Annotated in this window: 22 protein-coding genes, 1 tRNA gene and 1 pseudogene; 15 read left to right on the top strand and 9 right to left on the bottom strand. The window is 73.6% G+C overall.

Annotated elements, in window-relative coordinates:
* Position 1 precedes the first annotated feature (1 nt).
* Genes V5O46_RS26615 through V5O46_RS26605 form a run of 3 tightly spaced genes read right to left on the bottom strand, consistent with a single transcriptional unit; the run spans position 2 to position 3,093 of the window.
* Positions 2 to 988 (bottom strand): ATP-binding cassette domain-containing protein, encoded by a 987-nt coding sequence (locus V5O46_RS26615; protein ID WP_332887249.1) that lies wholly within the window; start codon positions 986 to 988, stop codon positions 2 to 4.
* A 6-nt stretch (positions 989 to 994) separates the two neighbouring features.
* Positions 995 to 2,071, bottom strand: a complete 1,077-nt coding sequence (locus tag V5O46_RS26610; protein ID WP_332887248.1) for an ABC transporter permease — start codon at positions 2,069 to 2,071, stop codon at positions 995 to 997.
* The gene (locus V5O46_RS26605) at positions 2,071 to 3,093 is read right to left on the bottom strand and encodes a substrate-binding domain-containing protein (RefSeq protein WP_332887247.1); all 1,023 of its coding nucleotides are present in this window, start codon (positions 3,091 to 3,093) and stop codon (positions 2,071 to 2,073) included. Before V5O46_RS26605 ends, V5O46_RS26610 begins: the two co-directional genes overlap by 1 nt.
* A gap of 222 nt (positions 3,094 to 3,315) precedes the next feature.
* Here V5O46_RS26605 and iolC point away from each other — a divergent pair, with 222 nt between their 5' ends.
* The 4 genes from iolC to iolD are packed head-to-tail and all read left to right on the top strand — an operon-like array spanning position 3,316 to position 7,990.
* Entirely contained in the window at positions 3,316 to 4,302 is a 987-nt protein-coding gene (gene iolC, locus V5O46_RS26600) for a 5-dehydro-2-deoxygluconokinase (RefSeq protein WP_332887246.1), read from the top strand.
* A gap of 25 nt (positions 4,303 to 4,327) precedes the next feature.
* A complete protein-coding gene (locus V5O46_RS26595) occupies positions 4,328 to 5,206 on the top strand; it encodes a Cgl0159 family (beta/alpha)8-fold protein (RefSeq protein WP_332887245.1) in 879 nt (292 codons plus the stop codon).
* A gap of 13 nt (positions 5,207 to 5,219) precedes the next feature.
* Positions 5,220 to 6,113, top strand: a complete 894-nt coding sequence (iolB, locus tag V5O46_RS26590) for a 5-deoxy-glucuronate isomerase (RefSeq protein WP_332887244.1) — start codon at positions 5,220 to 5,222, stop codon at positions 6,111 to 6,113.
* Positions 6,110 to 7,990, top strand: coding sequence for a 3D-(3,5/4)-trihydroxycyclohexane-1,2-dione acylhydrolase (decyclizing) (iolD, locus tag V5O46_RS26585; protein ID WP_332887243.1), 1,881 nt, complete (start codon positions 6,110 to 6,112; stop codon positions 7,988 to 7,990). Before iolB ends, iolD begins: the two co-directional genes overlap by 4 nt.
* A 10-nt stretch (positions 7,991 to 8,000) precedes the next feature.
* On the opposite strand, the gene V5O46_RS26580 is transcribed toward iolD, so the two are convergent.
* Positions 8,001 to 8,690, bottom strand: coding sequence for an NUDIX domain-containing protein (locus V5O46_RS26580; RefSeq protein ID WP_332887242.1), 690 nt, complete (start codon positions 8,688 to 8,690; stop codon positions 8,001 to 8,003).
* 160 nt (positions 8,691 to 8,850) lie between these two features.
* Positions 8,851 to 8,924 (bottom strand) — tRNA-Pro (locus V5O46_RS26575).
* A 100-nt stretch (positions 8,925 to 9,024) separates the two neighbouring features.
* Here V5O46_RS26575 and V5O46_RS26570 point away from each other — a divergent pair.
* Both V5O46_RS26570 and cobF read left to right on the top strand, forming a co-directional pair.
* Positions 9,025 to 9,528, top strand: coding sequence for a DUF309 domain-containing protein (locus V5O46_RS26570; RefSeq protein WP_332887241.1), 504 nt, complete (start codon positions 9,025 to 9,027; stop codon positions 9,526 to 9,528).
* A 48-nt stretch (positions 9,529 to 9,576) separates the two neighbouring features.
* A complete protein-coding gene (gene cobF, locus V5O46_RS26565; protein WP_332887240.1) occupies positions 9,577 to 10,350 on the top strand; it encodes a precorrin-6A synthase (deacetylating) in 774 nt (257 codons plus the stop codon).
* A 32-nt stretch (positions 10,351 to 10,382) separates the two neighbouring features.
* Here cobF and V5O46_RS26560 read toward each other — a convergent pair whose 3' ends face one another.
* The 3 genes from V5O46_RS26560 to V5O46_RS26550 all read right to left on the bottom strand — a co-directional run bounded on the left by V5O46_RS26560 (position 10,383) and on the right by V5O46_RS26550 (position 13,450).
* Positions 10,383 to 11,129 (bottom strand): cobalt-precorrin-6A reductase, encoded by a 747-nt coding sequence (locus tag V5O46_RS26560; RefSeq protein ID WP_332887239.1) that lies wholly within the window; start codon positions 11,127 to 11,129, stop codon positions 10,383 to 10,385.
* 20 nt (positions 11,130 to 11,149) lie between these two features.
* On the bottom strand, positions 11,150 to 11,989 hold the full coding sequence (locus V5O46_RS26555; RefSeq protein WP_332887238.1) for a sulfite exporter TauE/SafE family protein: 840 nt from the start codon (positions 11,987 to 11,989) through the stop codon (positions 11,150 to 11,152).
* Between the two features lie 273 nt (positions 11,990 to 12,262).
* Positions 12,263 to 13,450 carry a thiolase family protein gene (locus V5O46_RS26550; RefSeq protein ID WP_332887237.1) on the bottom strand — a complete coding sequence of 396 codons (1,188 nt, stop codon included), beginning with the start codon at positions 13,448 to 13,450 and terminating at the stop codon, positions 12,263 to 12,265.
* Positions 13,451 to 13,624: 174 nt separating this feature from the next.
* Here V5O46_RS26550 and V5O46_RS26545 point away from each other — a divergent pair, with 174 nt between their 5' ends.
* The 8 genes and pseudogenes from V5O46_RS26545 to V5O46_RS26510 all read left to right on the top strand — a co-directional run bounded on the left by V5O46_RS26545 (position 13,625) and on the right by V5O46_RS26510 (position 21,386).
* Positions 13,625 to 14,434 carry an alpha/beta hydrolase gene (locus V5O46_RS26545; protein ID WP_332887236.1) on the top strand — a complete coding sequence of 270 codons (810 nt, stop codon included), beginning with the start codon at positions 13,625 to 13,627 and terminating at the stop codon, positions 14,432 to 14,434.
* A gap of 139 nt (positions 14,435 to 14,573) precedes the next feature.
* A pseudogene (locus V5O46_RS26540) lies at positions 14,574 to 15,055 on the top strand (Dps family protein).
* Between the two features lie 19 nt (positions 15,056 to 15,074).
* Positions 15,075 to 15,722 (top strand): endonuclease, encoded by a 648-nt coding sequence (locus tag V5O46_RS26535; RefSeq protein WP_332887235.1) that lies wholly within the window; start codon positions 15,075 to 15,077, stop codon positions 15,720 to 15,722.
* A 665-nt stretch (positions 15,723 to 16,387) separates the two neighbouring features.
* Positions 16,388 to 17,224: a hypothetical protein gene (locus tag V5O46_RS26530; protein ID WP_332887234.1), complete on the top strand. Its 837-nt coding sequence runs from the start codon at positions 16,388 to 16,390 to the stop codon at positions 17,222 to 17,224.
* 159 nt (positions 17,225 to 17,383) lie between these two features.
* Positions 17,384 to 18,196, top strand: coding sequence for an SAM-dependent methyltransferase (locus V5O46_RS26525; protein ID WP_332887233.1), 813 nt, complete (start codon positions 17,384 to 17,386; stop codon positions 18,194 to 18,196).
* Positions 18,197 to 18,212: 16 nt separating this feature from the next.
* Entirely contained in the window at positions 18,213 to 19,616 is a 1,404-nt protein-coding gene (locus tag V5O46_RS26520) for a glutamine synthetase family protein (protein WP_332887232.1), read from the top strand.
* Position 19,617: 1 nt separating this feature from the next.
* On the top strand, positions 19,618 to 20,790 hold the full coding sequence (locus V5O46_RS26515) for an amidohydrolase family protein (RefSeq protein WP_332887231.1): 1,173 nt from the start codon (positions 19,618 to 19,620) through the stop codon (positions 20,788 to 20,790).
* A 59-nt stretch (positions 20,791 to 20,849) separates the two neighbouring features.
* Positions 20,850 to 21,386 carry an NUDIX hydrolase family protein gene (locus V5O46_RS26510; RefSeq protein WP_332887230.1) on the top strand — a complete coding sequence of 179 codons (537 nt, stop codon included), beginning with the start codon at positions 20,850 to 20,852 and terminating at the stop codon, positions 21,384 to 21,386.
* A gap of 395 nt (positions 21,387 to 21,781) precedes the next feature.
* Here the strand turns inward: V5O46_RS26510 and V5O46_RS26505 are convergent, their stop codons facing one another.
* Complete coding sequence (locus V5O46_RS26505) at positions 21,782 to 23,431, bottom strand: FAD-dependent oxidoreductase (RefSeq protein WP_332887229.1); 1,650 nt, start codon at positions 23,429 to 23,431, stop codon at positions 21,782 to 21,784.
* A gap of 200 nt (positions 23,432 to 23,631) precedes the next feature.
* On the opposite strand from V5O46_RS26505, the gene V5O46_RS26500 reads away from it, so the two are divergent.
* A complete protein-coding gene (locus tag V5O46_RS26500) occupies positions 23,632 to 24,792 on the top strand; it encodes a SchA/CurD-like domain-containing protein (protein ID WP_332887228.1) in 1,161 nt (386 codons plus the stop codon).
* Positions 24,793 to 24,860 lie beyond the last annotated feature (68 nt).

Genomic DNA, 24,860 nt, shown 5'->3' with positions numbered 1-24,860 from the left:
GTCAGGACTTCCCTTCGGTCGGGTCCGGGCTGGTCGGCCGGGCCGGGCCCGGGACGCCGGGTGCGGCCGGGGCGGAGGCCGCGGCCGGGTCCCGGGGCGGCTGCTCCGCCTCCGGAAGCTGCTCCACGTCGACCCCGCCGACCTGCGCCAGCTCGTGCTTGAGGGCGGCCAGCTCGGCGCCGCCGGCCATGTGGTTGGTCAGCTCCTCCAGGGTGATCCCGGCGCGGGCTGCGGACAGTTCCAGGGTCCCGAGCCGCAGCACGCTGAAGTGGTCGCCGACCATGAAGGCGTGGTGGGGGTTGTGGGTGATGAAGATGACGCCGAGGCCGCGGTCGCGGGCGGCGGCGATGTACTTCAGCACCACGCCGGACTGCTTGACCCCGAGGGCGGCGGTGGGCTCGTCGAGGATCAGCACGCGCGCGCCGAAGTGGACGGCGCGGGCGATGGCCACGCACTGTCGCTGGCCGCCGGAGAGGGTGCCGATGGGCTGCTCCAGGTCGTCCAGGACGATGCCCATGCGGCGCAGTTCCTCGTCGGCGGTCCGCTTCATCCGGGGGATGTCGAGGCGGCGCAGCGGCCAGGGCCCCCGGGTCAGCTCGGAGCCGAGGAAGAAGTTCCGCCAGACGGGCATCAGCGGGACGGTGGCCAGGTCCTGGTAGACGGCGGCGATGCCGCGGTCCAGGGCCTCGCGGGGGGTGGCGAAGCGCACCGGTGCGCCGTCGACGAGGAACCGGCCCTCGGTGTGCTGGTGCAGCCCGGAGATGATCTTGATGAGGGTGGACTTGCCGGCGCCGTTGTCGCCGAGGACACAGGTCACCCGGCCGGGGTGGACGGCGAGGTCGACACCGTGCAGGGCGCGGATGTTGCCGTAGGACTTTCCGGCGCCGCGCAGTTCGACGATCGGGCGGTCCGCGTCGGACGGCGGTTCCCGACGGACGGCCCCGTCGGCTCCGTCGGCGCCGGTGATGCCGGTGGTCTTGCTGGTCATTTCCGATCACCTCCGGGTCGCCGCGCGGCGGACCCACAGATTGATGAGCACCGCTCCGAGCAGCATCACGCCGAGGAAGGCCTTGAACCAGTCGGGGTTCCATCCGGCGAAGACGATGCCCTGGTTGACCATGCCGAACATGAACGCGCCGAAGACGGGGCCGATCGCGGAGCCGTAGCCGCCGGTCAGCAGACAGCCGCCGATCACGGCCGCGGCGATGTAGATCAGCTCCTGGCCGACGCCCTCGCCGGACTGCACGGTGTTGAAGGAGAACAGCTGGTGCATGCCGACGAACCAGGCGCCGAGCCCGACCAGCATGAACAGGGTGACCTTGGTGAAGGTGACCGGCACGCCGACGGCCCGGGCGCTCTGCCTGTTGCCGCCGACCGCGAAGACCCAGTTGCCGTACCTGGTGCGCAGCAGCACCCAGGTGGCCAGCGCGGCGAAGACCAGCCACCACACGATCGTGATCTTCACTTGGACGCCGCCGACCTCGAAGGAGGACGCGAAGACCGCCCGGGCCTGGTCGAAGCCGTCCATGTCGCTGATGTCGTCGGTGGCGACGTTGCCGGTGACCAGTTTGGTGACGGCGAGATTGACCCCTTGCAGGATCAGGAACATGCCGAGCGTGACCAGGAAGCTGGGCAGTCCCGTCCGCACCAGCATCCAGCCGTTGAACGCCCCGACGCCGAGGGAGACCGCGAGTGCGACGATCACGCCCGCCCAGACGTTCAGGGTCAGCTGGTAGCTGAGCATGCTGGCGGTGAGCGCCGAGGTGATCACGGCGACCCCGGCCGAGAGGTCGAACTCGCCGCCGATCATCAGCAGGGCCACGGGCAGCGCCATGATGCCGATGGTGGACGACTGGTAGAGGATCGTCGCCATGGAGCCGCCCTGCCGGACCGCGGGAGCGGCGATCAGGAAGAAGACGAGCACGGCGACGGCGCCGAGGAAGACACCCACCTCGGGCCGGGCGAGCAGCCGCAGGGCCAGGGGCCGCTGCCGGGTCCGCCCGTCGGACCGCCCGGGGCCGGGGTCCGGCGGTGCGGTCGCCGCCGGCGCGGCCCGCTGGGCCGTGCTCATCACCGGGTGCCCTTCGCGGCGAACTCCGCGACGGCGTCGACGTTGGACTTGTCGACGAAGGCCGGTCCGGTCAGCACCGGCTGCTCGCCGCCGCCGCTGTAGTTGCCGTTGTTCCGGTAGAGCCACAGTCCGTCGACGGCCAGGTAGCCCTGCAGATAGGGCTGCTGGTCGACGGCGAACTCGATGTCGCCCTTCTGGATGGCGCCGGTGAGCTGCTTGTTGAGGTCGAAGGTGGCGACCTCGGCGTCGCTGCCGGCCTCCGCCACCGACTGCACCGCGGTCAGTGCGAACGGGGCGCCGAGGGTGACGACGTGGTCGATGGCGCTGTCCTGGCGCAGCTTGGCGGTGATGGTGGACTGTACCGAGGGCATGTCGGTGCCGTTGACGTAGAGGTTCTCGACCGAGCCGTCGAAAGTCTGCTTGAGCCCGTCGCAGCGCTGGGTCAGGCCGATGTTGCCCTGCTCCTGGACCACGCAGACGGCCTTCTTGGCCCCGACCTCGTTGAGCCGCTTCCCGAACGCCTCGCCGGCCACCGTCTCGTCCTGCCCGAAGAACTCCAGCAGGCCCAGCTGCTTCCAGTCGCTCAGACCGGAGTTGAGCCCGACCACGGGTATCCCGGCCTGCTGCGCCTTGGCCACCACGTTCTTGAGCGCGTCGGGCTTGGCGAGGGTGACCGCGATGCCGTCGACGTCCTGGTCGATCGCGTTCTGCACCAGGTTGGCCTGGTTGCCGGCGTTCGGGTCGGCGGAGTAGACGAGCTTCACGTTGTCCTTGGCGGCGGCCGCCTCGGCGCCCTTGCGGACGATGTCCCAGAAGGTGTCGCCGGGGGCCTGATGGGTCACCAGGGCGACCGTCATCGAGGGGGTGTCCGCCTTGCCCGCGGACGCTCCGGAACCCCCCTCCTCGTCGGCCTTCTTCCCCCCGGAGCCGCTGGAGCAGCCGGCGAGGGTCAGTGCGGCCGTGGCGGCGAGGGCCACGGCGGGGGCGAATCTGCGGGAGCGGGCGGGCGAAGAGCGGTCCATCTTTCCTGCACCTCACTGTGCGACGGGGAGCCGTGTGCCGTGCGGAGACGGCGGCTGTGCGCTGGCACCGGATACAAGCCCCTGAGGCGCCCGCTGTCAATACTTTGTTAAGACATCATTTCACGCACTAGTCTTAATGTAAGTACAAACCATTGACAGGGTCGTGTCCGGAGGCCTACATCTGGGAGTCGGCAGGCCCGCCCAGCCCGAGGAGCGCCCCCCATGCCCGAGTCACCCCCGCCGGCCCGGTCGGCACAGCCGGACCCGTCGGCCCCGCCGTTCGACCTGATCACGATGGGCCGGATCGGGGTCGATCTCTACCCCCTGCAGACCGGCGTACCCCTCACAGAGGTGGAGACCTTCGGTAAGTTCCTCGGCGGCTCGGCCGCCAACGTGGCGGTCGCGGCGGCGCGTCTGGGCCACAGCTCGGCGGTGATCACTCGCACCGGAGACGACCCGTTCGGCGATTATCTCCACCGGGCGCTGCAGGAGTTCGGGGTGGACGACCGCTGGGTCGCGCCGGTCGCCGCGTACCCGACGCCGGTCACGTTCTGCGAGATCTTCCCGCCGGACCACTTCCCGCTGTACTTCTACCGCCGCCCCAAGGCCCCCGACCTGGAGATCCGCACCGGTGAACTGGACCTGGCGGCCGTCCGTGCGGCCCGGGTCCTCTGGGTCACCGGCACCGGGCTGAGCGAGGAACCGAGCCGCACCGCCACCCTGGACGCGCTCGCCGCCCGGGCCCGGGCCGGGACCACGGTCTTCGACCTCGACTGGCGCCCGATGTTCTGGACCGACCCGGACGCCGCACGCCCCCACTACGCCGAGGCGCTGCGGCACACCACGGTGGCGGTCGGCAACCTCGACGAGTGCGAGATCGCCACCGGGTTGCGCGAACCGCGGGCGTGCGCCGAGGCGCTGCTGGCGGCCGGTGTGCAGCTGGCCGTCGTCAAGCAGGGCCCCAAGGGCGTCCTCGCCGTGCACCGCGACGGCACGGCGGCCGAGGTCCCGCCGGTGCCGGTCGAGGTGGTCAACGGCCTCGGTGCGGGCGACGCGTTCGGCGGCGCCCTCTGCCACGGTCTGCTCTCCGGCTGGGACCTGGAACGCACCATGCGCTACGCCAACGCGGCCGGAGCGCTGGTCGCCTCCCGTCTCGCCTGCTCCTCCGCGATGCCCACCGCGGCCGAGATCGACGGCCTCCTCGCGTGAGCCACTGCCCGAACGGAGCCCCCACGTGACTGTCAGCATCCCCGACCTCACCGCGGTCCGAGCCCGGCATCCGGAGGCGATCGCCGAGGCCGCCGCCCGGCGCAGCCGCCGTCCGCTGATCGGCGCCGGCGGACGGCTGATGATCGTCGCCGCGGACCACCCGGCGCGCGGCGCGCTCGCCGTCGGGGACCGCGGGCTGGCCATGGCCAACCGCGCCGATCTGCTGGAGCGGCTGTGTGTGGCGCTGTCCCGGCCCGGCGTCGACGGCGTGCTCGCCACCGCGGACGTCCTGGAGGACCTGCTGCTGCTCGGGGCGCTGGAGAACAAGGTCGTCATGGGCTCCATGAACCGCGGCGGCCTGGCGGGCGCCGCGTTCGAGATGGACGACCGATTCACCGGCCACCGCGCCGAGGACCTCGTCCGGCTCCGGTTCGACGCGGGCAAGCTGCTGCTGCGCATCGACCACGAGGACCCCGGCTCCCTGGCCACCCTGGAGTCCGCCGCCCGCGCCGTCGACGCCATGGCCGCCCACCGGCTGCCGGTGTTCGTCGAGCCGTTCCTGTCCCACCGGGTCGGCGGCCGGGTCCGCAACGACCTGTCCGCCGAGGCCGTCACCCGGTCCGTCGCCATCGCCTCGGGCCTGGGCGGCACCTCGGCCTACAGCTGGCTGAAGCTGCCGGTCACCGCCGACCCCGACCACATGGGCGAGGTCCTGGAGACCTCCACCCTGCCGGTGGTGCTGCTCGGCGGCGAGGTGGGGAACGATCAGGACGTCGCCTACGAGCGCTGGCGCAAGGCCCTGCGCCTGCCGACCGTCCAGGGACTGGTCGTCGGCCGCTCGCTGCTCTACCCGGCCGAGGGCACCGTGGAGCAGGCGGTGGACACGGCCGTCGGCCTGTTGTGAGGAGGAGGCACCGATGACGCATCACCTGTCGGCGGGCAGGGCCGCCGACGGCCCCTACGCCGTGGACATCACCCCCGAGACCGCCGGCTGGGGCTACTCCGGTCTGCGCGTGCTGCAGCTGCCGCCGCGGGGCGCCCACACCTTCGACACCGATGACAGCGAGTGGATCGTGCTGCCGCTGAGCGGCGGCTGCACGGTCACCGCCGAGGACGAGTTCGGCCGGCACGCCTTCGAGCTGACCGGCCGCCCCGACGTGTTCAGCGCCGTCAGCGACTTCGCGTACGTCCCCCGGGACTCCCGTACGACGGTGGCCTCGTCCGGTGGCGGACGGTTCGCGCTCACCGGCGCGCGCTGCACCCGCCGGCTGCCCGCCCGCTACGGGCCGGCGTCCTCGGTCCCCGTGGAGCTGCGCGGCACCGGGAGCTGCTCCCGCCAGGTGAACAACTTCGCTGCGGCCGGGGTGTTCGAGTGCGACCGGCTGATCGCCGTGGAGGTGCTCACCCCGGGCGGCAACTGGTCGTCGTTCCCGCCGCACAAGCACGACGAGCACCGCCCCGGCGAGGAGTCGGAGCTGGAGGAGATCTACTACTTCGAGTTCGCCGCCCACGACGGCACCCCGGGCCTCGGCTACCAGCGGGTGTCGCCGTCCGGGCGGGGCCGGGGCACGGACGTCCTGGCGGAGGTCCGCGACGGCGACGCCGTACTGATCCCGGACGGCTGGCACGGCCCGTCGATGGCCGTTCCCGGCCACCACATGTACTACCTCAACGTCATGGCGGGCCCGGACCCGGAGCGCGCCTGGCTGATCTGCGACCACCCCGGCCACGCCTGGATCCGCGACACCTGGCCCGAGCAGCCCGTCGACCCCCGACTCCCCCTCTACACCACGCCGGAGACGTCCCTATGAGCGCGCCCAGCGCAGGCACCCGCCGACTGACCACCGCCCAGGCCCTGGTGCGGTTCCTGTCCGCCCAGTACACGGAGCGGGACGGCGTACGCCACCGGCTGATCACCGGAACCTGGGGGATCTTCGGCCACGGCAATGTGGCGGGCCTCGGCCAGGCGCTCGTGGAGTACGCGGAGGTGATGCCGTATCACCAGGGCCGCAACGAGCAGGCGATGGTGCACGCGGCGGTCGGCCACGCCCGCCACCGCAACCGCCTCTCCGCGCAGGCGGTGACGACGTCGATCGGCCCCGGCGCCACCAACCTGGTCACCGGAGCCGCCCTGGCCACCGTCAACCGGCTGCCGGTCCTGCTGCTGCCCGGCGACTACTTCGCCTCGCACGCCGCCGACCCGCTGCTCCAGCAGCTGGAGCATCCGCTGGCCGGCGACGTGTCCGTCAACGACACCCTGCGCCCGGTCTCCCGCTTCTTCGACCGGATCACCCGGCCCGAGGCGCTGATCCCGGCCGCGCTGAACGCGATGCGGGTGCTGGCCGACCCGGCCGAGACCGGGGCGGTCACCCTGGCACTGCCACAGGACGTGCAGGCGGAGGCGTTCGACTGGCCGGAGGAGTTCTTCGCCGAGCGGGTCTGGCGGGTCCGCCGCCCGGTGCCGGACCCGGTGGAGCTCGCCGAGGCCGTACGGGCGATCCGTGCGGCGGCGCGCCCGCTGCTGGTCGCGGGCGGCGGTGTCCACCACAGCGAGGCCGAGGCGGCTCTGCGGGCGCTGGTGGACACCACCGGCATCCCGGTCGCCTCGACCCAGGCCGGCAAGGGCTCGCTGCGCCACGACCACCCCGCCGACACGGGCGGCATCGGCCACACCGGCACCGCGGTCGCCGACGACCTCGCCCGCAGGGCCGACCTGGTGATCGGCGTCGGCACCCGCTACACCGACTTCACCACCGCCTCCGGCACCCTCTTCCAGAACCCGGCCGTGCGGTTCCTCAACCTGAACATCACCGCCTTCGACGCCCACAAGCTGGCCGCCCGCACACTGGTCTGCGACGCACGGGCCGGGCTGGAGATGCTGACGGACGCACTGGCGGACCACCGCGTCGACCCGTCCTACGAGACCGGGTACCGCACCGGCAGGGAACGCTGGGAGCGACTGGTCGAGGCCGCGTACTCGGCCGGCGACGACAGCGCCGTCCCCACCCAGGCCCAGGTGATCGGCGCGCTGGACGCCGTCGTCGGCGACGACGACGTGGTGATCAACGCGGCCGGGTCGCTCCCCGGCGACCTGCACAAGCTGTGGCGGACCCGCTCGGCGCGCCAGTACCACCTGGAGTACGGCTACTCCTGCATGGGCTACGAGATCCCGGCCGCCCTCGGTGTCCAGCTGGCGGCGCCCGGCACCCCGGTGTGGGCACTGGTCGGCGACGGCACCTATCTGATGAACCCCACGGAGATCGTGACCGCGGTGCAGGAGAACCTGCCGGTGAAGCTGGTGCTGATCCAGAACCACGGCTACGCCTCCATCGGCGGGCTCTCGGAGACGGTGGGCGCCGAGCGGTTCGGCACCGCCTACCGCCACCGGGCCGCCGACGGCACCTTCACCGGCGCTCCGCTCCCGGTCGACCTCGCCGCCAACGCGGCCAGCCTCGGAATGCAGGTCCGGCGTGCGAAGACGGTGGGCGAGCTGCGCGCGGCACTGGCCGCCACACGCGCGTCGGACCGGCCGGCCTGCGTGTACGTCGAGACCGACCCGGCGCCGACGGCTCCCCCGGCCCAGGCGTGGTGGGACGTGCCGGTGGCGGAGGTGTCCGGTCGCGCGGCCGCCGCCGAGGCCCGGGAACGCTATGCCCGTGCGGTCGCCGACCGCCGCCGCCACCTGTGAGCGGGGCCCGTCAGCGGGCCGTGCCGCGCTTCGGGCCGAGCCCGGCGAAGGGCCCCTCCAGCACCGCCCACTGGAGCAGCAGGACGGTCTTGGCGTCGGTGATCTCCCCGGATCGGATCATCTCCAGGGCGCGGCGGACGGGCAGTTCGAGGATCTCGATGTCCTCGCCCTCTTCGTCCAGGCCGCCCCCCGCGTGGGTGCGGGTCGACGGGCCGTACGCGGCGGCGTAGAAGCTGACGCGCTCGGTCACCGAGCCCGGGCTCATGTACATGTCGAAGACGTGCTGGACGTCGCCCACGGTGTGCCCGGTCTCCTCCACCACCTCGCGCCGCACCGCGACCTCGGGGTGCTCGTCCTCGTCGTCGAGCACCCCGCCGGGGGTCTCCACCAGCATCCCGTCCGGGTGGCCGTTGACATACGCGGGGAAGCGGAACTGGCGGGTGAGCAGCACGGTCTCGCGTGCGGCGTCGTAGAGCAGCACGGTGGCGCCGTTGCCGCGGTCGTGGGTCTCGCGCTCCTGGGTGCTCCAGGTGCCGTCGGCTCGCTGGAAGTCGAAGGTGGTGGTGCGCTCCACGTACCAGTGGCTGGACAGCAGTCTCACATCCCGGACCTCGACCCGGGGGTTGCCGGTCAGCTCCCTGCCGGCCCGGTCGAGCCCGGTGCGGCCCCGGCGGTCCGGGGTGTCGACGCCGGCGGTCATCGGAGGCCGCCCGGCCGGACCCGGGGGACGAGACGGTGGACTGCGTGCCCGAAGGCATGGGGCGAGGTGCTCATACCCGCTTCTACCATCCGGGGACGACCACGGAGAACCACAAGGAAAAGGGTCTCCCGGGCTCTCGCCCCGAAGACCCTCCACACCGTCGGGACGACAGGATTTGAACCTGCGACCCCTTGACCCCCAGTCAAGTGCGCTACCAAGCTGCGCCACGTCCCGGTGCGGTCGCACGCGGTGAACCGCGTGATCACGCGAACAGCACTCTACCGCACACGCCCCGCGGAGCCGAAACGGGCACCGGCGCGCGACAATCGGATCCATGGACGGCACCTCTCCCGAGGCACGGGACCGGGACAGTGCGGGACGGGCGCGCAGCGCCCGGCCGCGGGACGGGCTGGGGCGGCCCCTGCCGTACGGGGCGGAGGGCGTGCCCCGGCAGCCGGAGGGCGTGGTGCGGGCCCCCGCGGACACCGTGGCCGAGGCACAGCGGCTGCTGGACGAGGGCAAGCCGTTCCACGCCCACGAGGTGTTCGAGGACGCCTGGAAGTCGGGCCCCGACGAGGAGCGGGAGCTGTGGCGGGGACTGGCGCAGCTGGCCGTGGGGCTGACGCATGCCGCCCGGGGGAACGCGACGGGCGGCGCCCGGCTGCTGCGGCGCGGGGCGGGGGCGGTCGAGGACTGGGCACGGCTGCGCGGGCGGCCGGAGCCGTACGGCGTCGCCCTCCCGTCGGTCGCCGGGTGGGCTCGGGAGCTCGCCGTGGAGGTGGAGGGCGGCGGTGCGGCCGTGGACGCGGCGGCGCGGGCGCCCAGGTTGCGGGGCTGAGCACGGCCCGGCGCGGGCCCCGGCGGTGGCATACGGCAGACTCGGGGCGTGCGGAAGATCCATGTCATCGGAATCGGCGCGGGTGACCCGGAGCAGCTGACGCTGCAGGCGGTCCGGGCACTGCGCGACACGGACGTGTTCTTCGTCCTGGACAAGGGCGAGGCCAAGGCGGATCTCGTGCAGCTGCGCCGGGAGATGCTCGCGGCCCACGTCCCGGAGGGCGCGTACCGGGTGGTCGAGGCCCGGGACCCGGAGCGGGACCGCGCCGCCGGGGGCGAGGCGTACTCCCCGGCCGTCGGGGACTGGCGCAGTGCCCGAGCCGGCATCTACGAGCGGCTGATCGCCGAGGAGCTCGGGGCGGACGGGACCGGGGCGTTCCTGGTGTGGGGCGACCCGGCGCTGTACGACAGCACGCTGGGGATCCTCCAGGAGGTCCTGGACCGGGGCGCCGTCGCCTTCGAGTACGACGTGGTGCCCGGCATCAGCAGTGTCTCGGCGCTGGTCGCCCGGCACCGCACGGGGCTGAACCGGGTCGCCCGGCCGGTGCAGATCACCACGGGCCGGAGGCTCGCCGAGGCATTTCCCGAGGACGCGGACGACGTGGTGGTGATGCTGGACGCCCGCCAGGCCTTCCGGCACTACGCCGACCAGGACATCGACATCTACTGGGGCGCCTATCTCGGCACCCCGGACGAGATCCTCGTCTCCGGTCCGCTCGCCGAGGCCGCGCCCCGCATCGAACGGCTGCGCGCCGAGGCCCGCGCCCGCAAGGGCTGGATCATGGACACGTATCTGCTGCGCCGCAACCCGGGGGACGCGTAGCCCGGCCCGGGGATCCGCGCGGGCGGGCTCCGTCAGCCGGCGTCGAGGTGCAGCCGGGCCAGGACGGACGGGATGTCGGGCACTGCCCGCACCCCTTCCGGGAGGGACGGTCTGCGGACGACGATCACCGGCAGGGCGAGTTCGCGGGCCGCGGTGAGCTTGGCGGACGTGGCCGGCCCCCCGCTGTCCTTGGTCACCAGCACGTCGATGCGGTGGTCGCGGAGCAGAGCCGTCTCGCCGGCCGGGGTGAAGGGGCCGCGGGCCAGGACGACGTGGATGTCCGGCGGCAGCGGCGGCTCGGGGGGTTCCACCGAGCGTGCCACGAAGTGGACGTCCGTCAGGTGGGCGAAGGCGGCCAGGCCGGTGCGGCCGGTGGTGAGGAGGACGCGGCGGCCCAGTCCGGGCAGCAGGCCCGCCGCCTCGGCGAGGGAGGCCACGGAGTGCCAGCGGTCGCCGGGGCCCGGCCGCCGGCCGGGGCGGCGCAGGACGACCGCGGGTACGCCGGCCGTCGCCGCCGCCCGGGCGGCGTTGGCCGTGATCGTCTCGGCGAACGGGTGGGTGGCGTCGACCAGGGCGTCCACGCGGTGCTCGCGCAGCCAGGCGGCCAGGGCGTCGGCGCCGCCGAAGCCGCCGGAGCGGACGACGCCCGGGAGCGGCCCCGGCCGGCTCACGCGCCCGGCGAGCGAGGTGGTGACGCGCACGCCGGGCCGCGCCGTCAGGTCGGCGGCGAGCAGGCGGGCCTCGGTGGTACCGCCGAGGATCAGGACGTGGACGGGCATGGGGCCGAGCCTACGGCGGGTCAGCGCAGCAGCAGCTGCAGGCCGCCGACGACGGTCGCCGCGATCACCAGCCGCTCGAACAGCCGTTGGTCGATCCGGCCGACGGCCCACTTGCCGATCAGGGCGCCGGGGACGACGAACGCCACTAGGGCCGCGTCCAGCAGCAGCGAGCGGGCGTCGATCAGACCGAGACCGGCACTGAACGGCACCTTGGAGACGTTGACGATCAGGAAGAAGAAGGCCGAGGTGCCCAGGAAGCCCAGCTTGCGGAAGCCTGCGGAGAGCAGGTACATCGACAGGACCGGGCCGCCGGCGTTGGCCACCATCGTGGTGAAGCCGCCGAGGACGCCGTAGGAGCGGGCCCGGGCGCGGCCGACGCCGCCCGGCCCCGGCTCCGGGCTCGTCCCCGGCCCCGTTCTCACTCCCCTCCCTGTCCCCGGCCCGGTCGCGGCGTCCGGTGGCGGGGCCGCGTCGGCCTGCCGTCGGCGCCACACCGTCACCGCCGCCATCACCAGCAGGATCGCCCCGATGGAGGTGCGGACCGCCGCGTCGTCGGACCGCATCAGGAACACGGTGCCGACGACCACGCCGGCACCGACCGCCGGGAACAGCCGCCACAGCGTGGGCCAGTGGGCGTGCCGCCGGTAGATCAGGACCGCCAGCACATCACCGGCGATCAGCACCGGCAGCAGGATGCCGGTGGAGGCACGGGCGGGCAGCACCGCAGCGAAGATCGCCAGGCTGACCGTGTTGGCGCCGCTGACGGCGGTCTTGGAGAAGCCGACCAGCAGGGCCGCGAAGGCGAGCGCGGCGAACTGCCAGCCGGTGACGTGCAGGAGGGAGAGCATCGAGGTGTCCATGACGGGCACCGATGCTATGCGCGCCTGATCACGGCCCGTGAGTGGGACCGCGGGTGGGACCGCGGGATCGTCACAGATCCGTGGGGCCGTCCAAGCAGGTCGGGCGAAGTCCCCTGCGGTTCGGGCGAAGTCCCCTGCGGTTCGGCAGCGCCCTGGAGGGGCACGGGGAACTGCGCGACCGGCCACGACGGCGCCCGCGGACGAGCGACGGCACATCGCGGCACTTCCGGCGGAGCGCTCAGCGGGTCGGGCCCGGGGCCTGTCGGACCGGCCTCAGTGCCTCTCGACGAGCACGGCACTGCCCTGTCCCACGCCGACGCACATGGTTGCCAGCCCGCGGGCGGCTCCGGTACGGCGCATGCGGTGCAGCAGGGTGGTGAGGATGCGGGCACCGGAGCAGCCGAGCGGGTGGCCGAGGGCGATGGCACCGCCGGAGGCGTTGACCAGCTCGGGGTCGATGCCGAGCTGGTCGGTGCAGGCGAGGGCCTGGGCGGCGAACGCCTCGTTGAACTCGGCCTCCTCGATGTCGCCGATTCCCCAGTCGGCGCGGGCCAGGACCCTGCGGGTGGCGGGGACCGGGCCGATGCCCATGACGTCCGGGTGGACGCCGGCCGAGGCACCGGCGACGTAGCGGCCGAGCGACTCCAGGCCGAGGTCGTTCAGGGCCTCCTCGCTCACCAGAAGGAGACCGGCGGCGCCGTCGTTCATCGGGGAGGAGTTGCCCGCGGTGACCGTGCCGCCCTCGCGGAAGACCGGCTTCAGCCGGGCCAGCTTCTCGGGCGAGGTGTCCTCGCGGATGCACTCGTCTGCGGTCACGGTGACGCCGTCCGGCCGCTCGACGGGGAGCAGTTCGTCGTCGAAGTGACCGTTCTTGCGGGCCGCGGCGGCCCGGCGGTGGCTGCGCAGCGCGAACGCGTCCTGGCGTTCGCGGGCGATGCCGTACCGCTCGGCGACCTCCTCGGCGGTCTCGCCCATGGCCAGCAGTCCGTGCAGTTCCTTCATCGCCGGATTGACCAGCCGCCAGCCGAGCCGGGTGTCGGCGGTCTCGATGCGGTGCGGCAGCGCCTCGTCCGGGCGGGGCAGCACGAAGGGGGCGCGGCTCATCGCCTCCGAGCCGCCGGCGAGGACGATGTCGGCCTCTCCCGCGGCGACGGTGCGGGCGGCGGTGGTCACGGCCTCCAGGCCGGAGGCGCACAGCCGGTTGACGGTGGCGCCGGGCACCGTCTCGGGCAGACCGGCGAGCAGCGCGGCCATGCGTGCGACGTTGCGGTTGTCCTCACCGGCCTGGTTGGCGGCGCCCCAGTAGACGTCGTCGATGCGCGCCGGGTCGAGCGCGGGCACGTCGGCGACCAGGCCGCGGATCACGGCGGCGGCGAGGTCGTCGGGACGCACCGTGGACAGGGCCCCGCGGAGTCGGCCGACGGGGGTGCGGCGGGCGGCGGCGAAGTGGACGGGACGCACGAGAGGACTCCTGACCGTTCGTGGCTCGGCCACCGCCGGGCGGCATGGCGCCGCCGGACCGGCCCGCACGAGCACACTCCTTAATTAGCGCTGCTAGTTTTGGACTATAGACCGCGCGGCGGTCCGCTGGGAAGATCCCCCGGGAACCTTCATCCCACGCAAGCCGGAGGAGCAATGGCCGAGGCCCGCGAGCACGTACTGACCGGAACCCGGGGCCGCATCTCGGTCCGCGCGTGGCCGGGGCGGCGGCCCCGGTATGCGGCGCTGCTGGTGCACGGGTACGGCGAGCACATCGGCCGGTACGAGGAGGTGGCCGGGGTGCTGGTGGCGCACGGCGCGGCCGTGTACGGCCCGGACCACGTCGGGCACGGGAGGTCGGACGGCGAACGGGTGCTGATCGAGGACTTCGAGGACGTGGTCGCCGATGTGCACGCCGTGGCCGGCCTGGCCAGGGCCGCCCACCCGGGGCTGCCGCTGGTCATGGTCGGACACTCGATGGGCGGGCTGATCGCCTCCCGCTATGCCCAGTGCCATCCCGGCGGCCTGGCCGCGCTGGTGCTGTCCGGTCCGGTCATCGGGGACTGGGAGCTCCCCCGGCGGCTGCTCGCCCTGGACGAGATCCCGGAGACGCCGATCAGCCCGTCCGCGCTCTCCCGCGACCCTGCGGTCGGGGCGGCGTACGCGGCCGATCCGCTGGTGTGGCACGGCCCGATGAAGCGGCCGACGGTGGAGGCCTTCGCACGGACGCTGGCGACCGTCGGCAAGGGCGGCGACATCGGCCGGCTCCCGCTGCTGTGGCTGCACGGCGACGACGACCGGCTGGTGCCGCTGTCCGGGAGCCGTCCGGGTGTGGAGGGGCTCAGCGGCGGGGCGCTGACCGAGCGGATCTATCCCGGTGCCCGGCACGAGGTGTTCCTGGAGACCAACCGGGCCGAGGTGCTCGCCGACCTCACGGCCTTCCTGGACGGCGTCCTCGCGCCCTGACCGCCGCCGGTGTTTTGTCCCGGTCGGCTCCGGGCACCCGCGTCGGCGGAGCGGCCCGCGCCGCGACCGCCGTACCACCGGCGCGCGGCGCCCGCGGCTGCCGTACCGGCACGGAGGACGGGACAAGGAGTGGCACCGCATGACTGTCGTCAGGAGCACGATCCCGGAGTCGGCCCGCCAGGTCACCGGGGACGCGTTGCAGGGCACGCTGGTGGACCTGCTCGGGCTTTCCCTGGTTGCGAAGCAGGTGCACTGGAACATCGTCGGACCGCGCTTCCGCTCGGTCCATCTGCAGCTCGACGAGGTCGTCGCCACGGCCCGCTCGTACGCGGACACGGTCGCGGAGCGTTGGCCGCGCTCGGCATGCCGGCCGACGGCCGCCCGGAGACGGTCGCGTCCGCGTTCACCCTGCCCGGCGCCAAGGAGGGCTGGGTTCGGGACACCGAGGTGATCGCGCTGCTGGTGGAGAGCCTGGAGGCGGCCGTGGCACGGCTGCGCGAGCGGATCACGGCCACCGCGGAGGCCGACCCGGTCACCCAGGACCTGCTGATCGGGCTCACGGCCGAGCTGGAGAAGCAGCGCTGGATGTTCGACGCCGAGAACTGGCCGCGGGACGAGTGAGCCCGGGAGGGGTGCAGCCGTGGACCGCGACGCACGGGTGGTCCGGGAGCTCGTCGACAGGCACGGACGGACCTATGCCGAAGAGGCGGGCATCCGGCTGGCGGACACCCCGCAGCCGCTGTACCGGCTGCTGGTCCTCGCGCATCTGCTCAGCGCCCGGATCCGCGGCTCGATCGCCGTGGCCACCGCCCGCGCCCTGCACGAGGCGGGACTGCGCGATGCCCGCCGGATGGCCGCGGCCGACTGGCAGCAGCGAGTGGACGCACTGGGACGGGGCGGCTACCGGCGCTACGACGAACGCACCGCCACCCAGCTCGGCGAGGGCGCCGAGATGCTGACCGAGCGCTGGGGCGGGGACCTGCGCCGGCTGCGCGAGCAGGCCGACGGCGACACCGCCGAACTGGGCAGGCTGTTGCAGGAGTTCCCCGGCATGGGCCCGGCCGGTGCCGCGATCTTCCTGCGCGAGGTGCAGCGGGTGTGGCCGGAGGCGGGGCCCTGCCTGGACCGCAAGGCGCTGCAGGGCGCTGAGCGTCTGGGCCTGCCCGACGATCCCGACCGGCTGCTGGACCTGGCCGGTGACACGGAACCGGCCGTGCTCGCCGCCGCGTTGGTGCGGGCCGCGGTCGAGAAGGAGGTGGCGGGGGAGACGCTGGAGCGCGCCGGATGAGGCGCGCCGCGCGGGGCGGTCGAGACCGGCGCCCGGGGCCGGGCGACGCCGACAGCCCCCCGAACGGACAGGAACGACACCCGGACGGGCGAGGCTGAGGTCCGGGAACGGCCGAAGCCGGCACCCGGGACGGACGGGCCCGGCTCCCCGGCAACGGGCGAGAGCGGCGCCCGGTATCGGGCCGGCCCCGCCTCCCGGACAACGAACACGGACGACACCCCGGGACCGGCCGGCGCCGACACCCCGGGGCCGGCAAGACCACCCCGGGACCGGCCGGCGCCGACACCCCGGGGCCGGCGAGACCACCACGTCGGGAACAGGCGCGACCACCACCACAGGAGCAGATCACGCCGCCCCGGAACCGGTATGACGGCCCCCGGGGCGGACGCGACCCCGGCCCGGAGGCGCGGCAGACGAGTCGCGGACAAACACACCCGGGGGGACGGGACACACACCACCCCGACCCGGACACGACCCACGGACCGCCGACCAACACACCCGGTGGGACGGGACGGACGCTGCCCGGCCTGGAGGCAGCCGGTGGGGCGGGGGGGGGCGGACCCGGCCGGTGGGGCGGGTCACCCGGTCAGGGTCCGTGCGCTGGTGGGCCCGCGGCAGCGGTGATGCGCTGAGGAGACGCGTCACGTTCCCAGGAGGCATTCCCGATGATCCGTCGTCCCGCCCACCCCGTCCGTCTTCTCGCCACCGCACTCACCGCGGGCGCGCTGCTGACCACCGCTGCCTGCTCGGACGGAGCCGGCGACACCCCCGGCGCGGCGCAGGCCGCGAGCTCGCCCGCCGCGGAACCCGCCGCCCAGACCACCAGCCCCACGCCCAGCCCCTCCCCCGGCACCCTCTCCGAGGACGGCGCCCAGATGGCGCTGCTCACCGAGGCCGACCTGGAGGACGACTGGCAGCAGGTCGACGACGCCGACCAGTGGCAGGACGAACTGCTCATCGACGACGTCGACGTCGACGCCTTCCTCACCGCGCAGACCGACGCCGAGGACTGCCAGCAGTTGCTCGACAACCTGTACGGCGAGGAGCTGCTGGGCAAGCCCTCGGGCGCCTCCGCGTTCACCGGCTTCGAGATGGGCGACTCCCGCCTGCTGGAGCAGGTCGCCGTCTACGACAAGGACACGCTGGACGACTCCATGAAGTGGCTGAAGGATCTGCCCACCCAGTGCGACGAGTTCACCGCGACCGACGACGCCGGCGACGAGCGGACGATCCAGGTGGTCGAGACCTCGCTGCCCGACGTCGGCGACGACCGCCAGGGCCTGGAGGTGACGGTGCGCGGCCAGGCGGACGGCTCGCCCGCGACGCTCACACTCACCGTCGCCGCCGTACGGGTCGGCGACAACGCGCTCAACATCACCGGCGGCGGCCTGGACGGGGGCCAGAAGGACTCCGTCGAGCAGGGCACCGAGGCGGGCACCCAGCGGCTGGAGGACGTCCTGGCCGGCCGGACCCCCTCGCCGCAGCCCACCAACGCGTACTGAGGGCCGACCGCAGCGGACTCCCGCCCCACCGTACGAGCGTGCGGGGCGGGAGTCCGCCGTGTGCGCCCGCCGGCCGATTCCCGGTTCCCGGGACATGTGTGATCACCCGGCGGCACAATGGGCGGGGAACGGCAGTACCGGCGCATGGGAGTCATGGACGTGAGCGAGGGCCACACCCCGACGAGCGGGTCCGCACGGCTGAACACCGGTGTGGCGCACAACGCGCGCGTGTGGAACTACTGGATCGGCGGGAAGGACAACTACGAGGTCGACCAGCAGGTCGGCGAGCACGTCGCCGGCATGTTCCCGGTCATCCGGGAGGTCGCGCGGGCGGACCGCTGGTTCCTGGGCCGGGCCGTCCGCTTCCTCGGCCGGGAGCGGGGGATCCGGCAGTTCCTGGACATCGGCACCGGACTGCCGACCGCCGACAACACCCATGAGATAGCCCAGCGCATCGCGCCCGAGGCGCGGATCGTGTATGTCGACAACGACCCGATCGTCCTCACCCACGCCCGCACCCTGCTGACCGGCACCCGCGAGGGCGCCACCGACTACATCGACGCCGACGTGCACGATCCGGACGCGATCCTGCAGCGGGCGGCGCAGACCCTCGATCTGACCCGTCCGGTCGCCGTGATGATGCTGGGCATCCTCAACTTCGTGCTCGACCACGACGAGGCGCGCGAGATCGTGCGCGGGGTCATGACGGCCGTCCCCTCCGGCAGCTGCCTGGCCCTCACCCATCCCACGCACGACTCCGCACTGGGCGGCGAGGGCCAGATCCCGGCCATGGCGTTCTGGAACGAGAACGCCACGCCGCCGATCACCGCCCGCAGCCGCGAGGAGATCGCCGCGTTCTTCGAGGGGCTCGAGCTGCTGGAGCCGGGCCTGGTCTCCTGCTCGCAGTGGCGCGCCGAGCCCGGCTCCCCCGCCCCCGTACCGCAGTTCGGCGCGGTGGCCGTGAAGCCCTGACCGTCCGGGAGGACGCATGACCACCCTGGCCGACCCGGTACCGGGCGGACGTCCCGGCGACGTCGAGCGGGCCACCGCGCTGAGCGCGGAGCTGTCCGGGCGGGGCGTGCACGGGGTGGTGCTGGCGTATGTGGACACCGCGGGCGTCGGCCGGGTGAAGACGGTGCCGACGGCCGCGCTGGCCTCGGCGGCGGCCTGGGGCGTCGGCATGTCCCCGGTGTTCGACACCTTCCTGGCCAACGACGCGATCGTGGCCACGGACGTGCTCGGCTCCCCGGACGGGGATCTGCGCCTCTACCCCGACCTCGGCGCGCTGGCGGTGCTGGCCGCGCAGCCGGGCTGGGCGTGGGCGCCGGTCGACCGGGTCACCCAGGAGGGCGAGCGGCACCCCGGGTGCGGGCGGACCGTGCTGCGGCGCATCGTGCGGGAGAGCGCCGAGCGGCACGGTGTCTCCTTCCGGGCCGCGATCGAGATCGAGTGGGCGGTGGGACGCGGCGACGCTCCCGGCGGCGCGTTCCGGCCCGCCGTGTCGGGGCCGGCGTACGGTGCCGTCCGGCAGGTGGAGCTGAGCGACTGCGGCGCCGATCTGCTGGCGGCGCTGGCCGCCCAGGGCGTGGACGTGGAGCAGTTCCATCCGGAGTACGCGGCCGGACAGTTCGAGCTCTCGGTGGGCGCGCTGGACCCGGTGGCGGCGGCCGACCGCAGTGTGCTGGTGCGGCAGACGATCAGGGCGGTGGCCCAGCGGCACGGACTGCGGGTCTCCTTCTCCCCCGCGGTGTCCGCACAGGGCGTCGGCAACGGCGGTCACATCCACCTCTCCGCCTGGCGCGAGGGCCGGAACCTGCACGCCGGGGGCGAGGGCCGGTACGGCATGACCGCCGAGGCCGAGGGCTTCGCGGCGGGCGTGCTGGCCCGGCTCCCGGCGCTCACCGCGGTGACCGCGCCGAGCCCGGCCAGTCATCTGCGGCTCAAGCCCTCGCAGTGGGCCGGGGTGTACACCGCGTGGGGCCGGGAGACCCGGGAGGCCGCGCTGCGGATCGTCACCGGGACCGCCGGGGTCCGCGACCGGGCGGCGAACCTGGAGGTGAAGCCGGTCGACCTGGCCGCCAACCCGTATCTCGCGCTGGCCTGTCTGATCGCCGCCGGGCTGGACGGCATGGTGTCTTCGGCGAGGCTTCCCGAGGAGACCACCGGCGATCCGGTGCGGCTCGACCCGGCCCGGGCGGCGGCCCGCGGTGTACGGCGGCTGCCCACCTCCCTGGCCGGGGCGGTCGAGGCGTTCCGCGCCGACGGCGTGCTCCGCGCGGCGCTGGGGCCGGTGCTGGCCGACGCGGTGACCGCCGTACGGCTCGGGGAGATCGAGGCGGTCCGGGACCGGGACGACGAGCAGATCGCGGCGGCCTACCGCTGGGTGTACTGAGATGGCCGTCGGCCCCGTGCACGAGACGCTCGAAGCGCTGGAGCTGGTGGACCACCATTGCCACGGTGCCGTCACCGCCGAGCTGGACCGGGCGGGCTTCGAGTCGCTGCTCACCGAGGGCGAGGCGTGGCCGGGGTTCTCGGCCTTCGACACTCCGGCGGGTCTCGCCGTCCGCCGGCACTGTGCGCCCCTGCTGGACCTGCCGCGGCACGCCCCGGCCGACACCTATCTGAACCGCCGGGCCGAACTGGGCCCCGACGAGGTGAACCGCCGCTTCCTCACCGCGTCGGGCACCGGCGTCTTCTGCGTCGACACCGGGTACGCCCCGCACGCCGTCACCGAACCGGCCCAGCTGGCGCGGGCCGCGGGTGGGGACGCGTACGAGGTGGTCCGGCTGGAGAGCGTGGCGGAGGCGGTGGCGGCCCGCGGCGTCGAACCTGACGGCTACGCGCGGGCGTTCCGCGGCGCGGCCGAGGCGGCGGCGCGGCGCCCGGACGTGGTGGCGGTGAAGTCGGTGGCCGCCTACCGCACCGGATTCGGCCTGGACCCGGCCCGGCCCACGCACGCGGAGGTCACCGCGGCGGCCCGGGACTGGCTTGCCCGGGGCGGGCGGCTGGACCACCCGGTGCTGGTCCGGCAGCTGCTGTGGACCGCCGTCGATCTCGGGCTGCCGCTGCAGCTGCACGCGGGGTTCGGCGACAGCGACCTGCGGCTGCACCGCGCGGACCCGAGCCTGCTGACCGACTGGCTGCGGCTGACCGCGGGCACGGTCCCGGTCCTGCTGCTGCACTGCTGGCCGTTCCAGCGGCAGGCGGGCTATCTCGCGGCGGTCTTCGAACGGGTGTACCTGGACGTCGGTCTGACCCTGCACCACGTCGGCCCGTCCCGGGCGGGCGCGGTACTGGCCGAGGCCCTGGAGATCACCCCGTTCCGCAAACTGCTGTTCAGCTCCGACGCCTACGGTGTGGCCGAGTTCCACCATCTGGGCGCGCTGGCCTTCCGGCAGGGGCTGGCCGGGCTGCTGCAGGAGCGGGTGGACGCCGACGAGCTGGCCCTGCCGGACGCCCTGCGCATCGCGCGCTGGACCGGCCGGGACAACGCGCTGCGCGTCTACCGGCTGCCGGACGGCGAGGCGGACGGTGAGGCGCACGGCGAGCGGGCAGGGTGGTGCTGATCACAGTTGGACCGGAGCGGCACCCAGGAATCCGACGACGTTGAAAGTATGATCAGGCGATGTCTGACACGACCGAAACCACACCGGGCTGGCTGACGACCGACGAGCTCGAACTCGTACGGGCCCGGGTGCCGGTGCTGTACGTCGAGGCCGTCCCCGTGCGCGTCGACGACAGCGGTGAAGTCACCAGCGTCGGTCTGCTGCTGCGCATCGGGCCCGACGGCACGGTCAACCGGACGCTGGTCTCCGGCCGGGTGCTGCACCACGAGCGGGTCCGGGACGCGCTGCTGCGCCACCTGGAGAAGGACCTCGGCCCCGTGGCGCTGCCCCGGGTCCCGGCCTCGCTGCAGCCGTTCACGGTGGCGGAGTACTTCCCGACGCAGGGCATCACTGCGTACCACGACCCGCGGCAGCATGCGGTGTCCCTCGCCTATGTGGTCCCGGTCAGCGGCGACTGCCGGCCCCGGCAGGACGCGCTCGACCTGGTCTGGTTCAGCCCGCAGGAGGCGCTGTCCCCGGCGGTGCAGAGCGAGATGCCCGGCGGGCACGGCGTACTGCTCAAGCAGGCGCTGGCGCATGTCGGCGCGGTGATCTAGCCCCGCGGCCCGGCTGGAGACGGCGCAGGGGCGGTCGGCCTGTTCTTGTCCCCGGGCAATGCCCCGCGCCCCATCCGGCGTTGACCCGCCTGCTTCCGCAAGAAGATGCGGGCGGTCCGGCGCCCTCGAGCAGCATTCTGCATCACGCTCGTACGTGCATCGCCGTCGCTCGTCCGCCGTCTCCTTCCGGGCGAGCACCGACGGCACGACCTGGATCACGGTCGGCACCGCCACGCCGGGAGGTGCCGTACCGGCCCAGGACGTGGGGGTCTTCATGACCGCCGCCGGCGGCTGGACCGGTGCCCGGGGCGTCGCCGGGTTCCGGGAGTTCACCGTCTCCGGACGCCGCCCGACCGCACCCGGTCGTCCGGTGCCGCCGGCCGGCCGGGGCGGGATCAGCTCAGCCGGAGCACCTGCCTCAGGGCCTGCCGCAGCTCCGCCTCCGGGTCCGGCACCGGTCCCGGCGACCGCCAGGCCACGAACCCGTCCGGCCGTACCAGCACCGCCCCGTCGCCGCTCGTGCCGTGCAGCCGCGCCCAGTCGGTCCCGTCCTGCGGAGCCAGTTCGGCGTCCGGCCCTGCGCCGATGCGGTACGACTCGAGCCGTACGGACCCGGCGGCGGCGATGCTCCGGGCGGCGGCATGCCAATCCGTCGCCCCCTGGGCGCTGCTGAGGAGCGCCATCGACCGTTCGTACAGGTCGAGCGTGGACAGCCGGGCCTGCCGGGCACCGGGGCGCCGCAGCCACATATGGGGGGCCCTGCTGCCCGGTTCACCCGTCAGGCGCAGCTTCCCGGGGACCACGGCCGTCCCGGGAGGAGCGCCCACCACGGCACCGCGCGGGTACCGGTAGCCCAGGGCGACCTCGAGGATCCCGCCCCGCCCGGGTCCCCCGGACGGACCCGCGTCCCGGGAGCAGCCCGGGTGACTGTGCTCGGCCGAGCGTGCCGACGCGCGAGCGCTGGTCGCCTGCGCCACGGGACGGCGCTCCGTGTCGTACGTCTCCAGCAGCCCCGGACCGGCCCAGCCGTCCAGCACGGCGGCCAGTTTCCAGGCCAGGTTGTGGGCGTCCTGGATACCGGTGTTCGAACCGAACGCTCCGGTCGGGGACATCTCGTGGGCGGCGTCCCCGGCGAGCAGGACCCGGCCGGCCGCGTACCGGTCGGCGACGTGCTCGGCGGCATGCCACGACGCCCTGCCGGTGATCTCCACGTCGAGGTCGGGGACCCCGGTGGCCCTTCGGATGTACCGGGCGCACCGCTCGGTCGTGAAGTGCTCCATGGCCTCGCCGTGTTCCGGGTACCAGGGCGCGTGGAAGACCCAGTTCTCCGTGTTGTCGACCGGCAGCAGAGTCCCGTCGGCCTGGGGGTCGGTCAGGTAGCACACGATGAAGCGCCGGTCGCCCACCACCCCCGCCAGCGTCTTGGAACGGAACGTGATGCTCACACTGTGGAAGAGTTCGCCGGGTCCGGTCCGGCCGATGCCGAGCCGGTTGCGGACCGCGCTGCGCGGACCGTCCGCCGCGACGAGGTAGTCCGCGCGAAGCGTGTACCGCTCCCCGGTGTCGCGGTTCCGCAGCAGCGCGGTCACTCCTTCGCCGTCCTGCTCGAAGGACAGCATCTGCGTGGCGTACCGCAGGTCGCCGCCGAGTTCCCGGGCGCCCCGCAGGAGCACCGGCTCGAGATCGTTCTGACTGCACAGACACCATGAGCTGGGGCTGAGCCGCGCAAGCCCGCCCCCCGGGTCGAGGTGCCCGAGCAGCCACTCGCCGCCGTCACCGGCGAGGGACGGTGTCTGCAGAATGCCGTGGTTGTCCGCCAGGAGCGACGCGGCCCGTCTGATCCGCGGCTCGATCCCGGCCACCCGGAACAGCTCCATGGTGCGGACGTTGTTGCCACGTCCGCGCGGATGAACCGAGGTCGCCGGATGCTGCTCGACCAGGGTGTGCGGTACGCCGAGGCGGCCCAGGAACAGGGAGAGCGACAGGCCCACCAGGGAGCCGCCCACGATGAGGACGGGGACCCGGTGGCCGACGGCTTCGTTCATCAACGCCTCCAGACGCAGCAGTACGGGTTGCGGGACGCGACGGGCCTCGCACGCCCTCCGGGAGCCGATCCGCGGTCCCGGTCACCCGGGTGATTCACGCAAGTCGCGCGACCGGACACCAACGGCACACGATCGAGACCCGCCGATGTCGCTCACACCGGTGCGACATTCGCCTCTGCCCCGAAGGAGACAGTCACAGGATGACCACGTTGGAAGAAGCTACGCAGCAATCGCCGGGACGGGTGTCGGAGCAGGTCTCGCAGTCCGTGTTCGACGACTCCAGGCTCCGGGTGTTCCTCCTGCTGGACCTGTACGACGGGGCCCAGCAGCAGTTCCTCGAAACGTACGAGCAGTTGCGCAACCACGTGGCGTCCGTGCCGGGCCACGTCAGCGAGCAGCTGTGCCAGTCGATCGAGAATCCGTCCCAATGGCTGATAACCAGTGAGTGGGAGAGCGCCCCGCCCTTCCTCGCGTGGGTGAACAGCGAGGAGCACGTGCAGATGGTCAAGCCGCTGCACCGTTGTGTGCGGGACACCAGGTCGCTGCGCTTCCATGTGCTGCGGGAGACCGGTGGACCGTTCGCCGAGTCCGCGACGAGCGGACTGCAGGCGCCCCCCAGGGTCGGGGACGGTGTGATCCGTCATGCGCTCACCTTCACCGTCAAGCCCGGCAGCGAGCAGACGGTCGCCCGGCTGCTGGCCGGCTACTCGGCGCCCGAGCCGCGCGTCGACGACACCACACGGCTGTGCCGCACCTCCCTGTTCATGCACGGCAACCAGGTCGTACGGGCCATCGAGGTGCGCGGCGACCTGCTCGCGGCGCTGCGCCACGTCGCCCGGCAGCCGGAGGTCCGGGCCGTGGAGGAGGCCATCAACCCCTACCTCGAGCAGGAACGGGACCTCGGCGATCCCGAGTCCGCCCGGGTCTTCTTCACCAGGGCGGCCTTGCCCGCCGTCCACCATGTGACGACGAGCGGGCCGGTGCCGGCGGACGCACGGCGCCACGCCCTGTACTACCCGGCCCGGAAGGGCTGCGGGATGCGGCTGGCCCGGCTGCTCGCCCGGCACGACGAGGCGATGGCGGGCGATGCGTTCAGCCCGGTCCGCAACAGCACGATCTTCCAGCGCGACGACATCGTGGTGAGACTGATCGACGTACAGGGCGCCATCGACGCCGACCCCGTCCTCTCCCTCGGGCTGCAGGATCCCCGGCAGGTCACCGAACTGACCTCTCTCCTCGACGTCGACGCGCTCGGCGTGGACGAAGCGGACCGTGCCCGGTCCGGGAACGGGGACATCACCCACCTGCTGGGGCTCGCCGACATGGACCTCATCACGGACCGCCGGTCGCCCGACGCCTGACCCGCCCCGCACGCCGATCCCCGGCCCCCGGGCCCCGGGGGCGGGGGTAGGGGGGCGGGGGGGGCCCG

Source organism: Streptomyces poriticola (assembly GCF_036689765.1).
GTDB lineage: Bacteria > Actinomycetota > Actinomycetes > Streptomycetales > Streptomycetaceae > Streptomyces > Streptomyces poriticola.
This window is presented reverse-complemented; position numbering and strand designations above follow the sequence as displayed.

Coding starts and splice junctions, on each gene's coding strand:
- V5O46_RS26520 (WP_332887232.1), top strand. CDS start 18,213: ATGACCACCCTGGCCGACCCGGTACCGGGCGGACGTCCCGGCGACGTC.
- V5O46_RS26570 (WP_332887241.1), top strand. CDS start 9,025: ATGGACGGCACCTCTCCCGAGGCACGGGACCGGGACAGTGCGGGACGG.
- V5O46_RS26555 (WP_332887238.1), bottom strand. CDS start 11,989: ATGGACACCTCGATGCTCTCCCTCCTGCACGTCACCGGCTGGCAGTTC.
- V5O46_RS26560 (WP_332887239.1), bottom strand. CDS start 11,129: ATGCCCGTCCACGTCCTGATCCTCGGCGGTACCACCGAGGCCCGCCTG.
- iolC (WP_332887246.1), top strand. CDS start 3,316: ATGCCCGAGTCACCCCCGCCGGCCCGGTCGGCACAGCCGGACCCGTCG.
- V5O46_RS26500 (WP_332887228.1), top strand. CDS start 23,632: ATGACCACGTTGGAAGAAGCTACGCAGCAATCGCCGGGACGGGTGTCG.
- V5O46_RS26505 (WP_332887229.1), bottom strand. CDS start 23,431: ATGAACGAAGCCGTCGGCCACCGGGTCCCCGTCCTCATCGTGGGCGGC.
- V5O46_RS26515 (WP_332887231.1), top strand. CDS start 19,618: ATGGCCGTCGGCCCCGTGCACGAGACGCTCGAAGCGCTGGAGCTGGTG.
- V5O46_RS26605 (WP_332887247.1), bottom strand. CDS start 3,093: ATGGACCGCTCTTCGCCCGCCCGCTCCCGCAGATTCGCCCCCGCCGTG.
- V5O46_RS26615 (WP_332887249.1), bottom strand. CDS start 988: ATGACCAGCAAGACCACCGGCATCACCGGCGCCGACGGAGCCGACGGG.
- V5O46_RS26610 (WP_332887248.1), bottom strand. CDS start 2,071: ATGAGCACGGCCCAGCGGGCCGCGCCGGCGGCGACCGCACCGCCGGAC.
- iolB (WP_332887244.1), top strand. CDS start 5,220: ATGACGCATCACCTGTCGGCGGGCAGGGCCGCCGACGGCCCCTACGCC.
- iolD (WP_332887243.1), top strand. CDS start 6,110: ATGAGCGCGCCCAGCGCAGGCACCCGCCGACTGACCACCGCCCAGGCC.
- V5O46_RS26510 (WP_332887230.1), top strand. CDS start 20,850: ATGTCTGACACGACCGAAACCACACCGGGCTGGCTGACGACCGACGAG.
- V5O46_RS26580 (WP_332887242.1), bottom strand. CDS start 8,690: ATGACCGCCGGCGTCGACACCCCGGACCGCCGGGGCCGCACCGGGCTC.
- V5O46_RS26530 (WP_332887234.1), top strand. CDS start 16,388: ATGATCCGTCGTCCCGCCCACCCCGTCCGTCTTCTCGCCACCGCACTC.
- V5O46_RS26545 (WP_332887236.1), top strand. CDS start 13,625: ATGGCCGAGGCCCGCGAGCACGTACTGACCGGAACCCGGGGCCGCATC.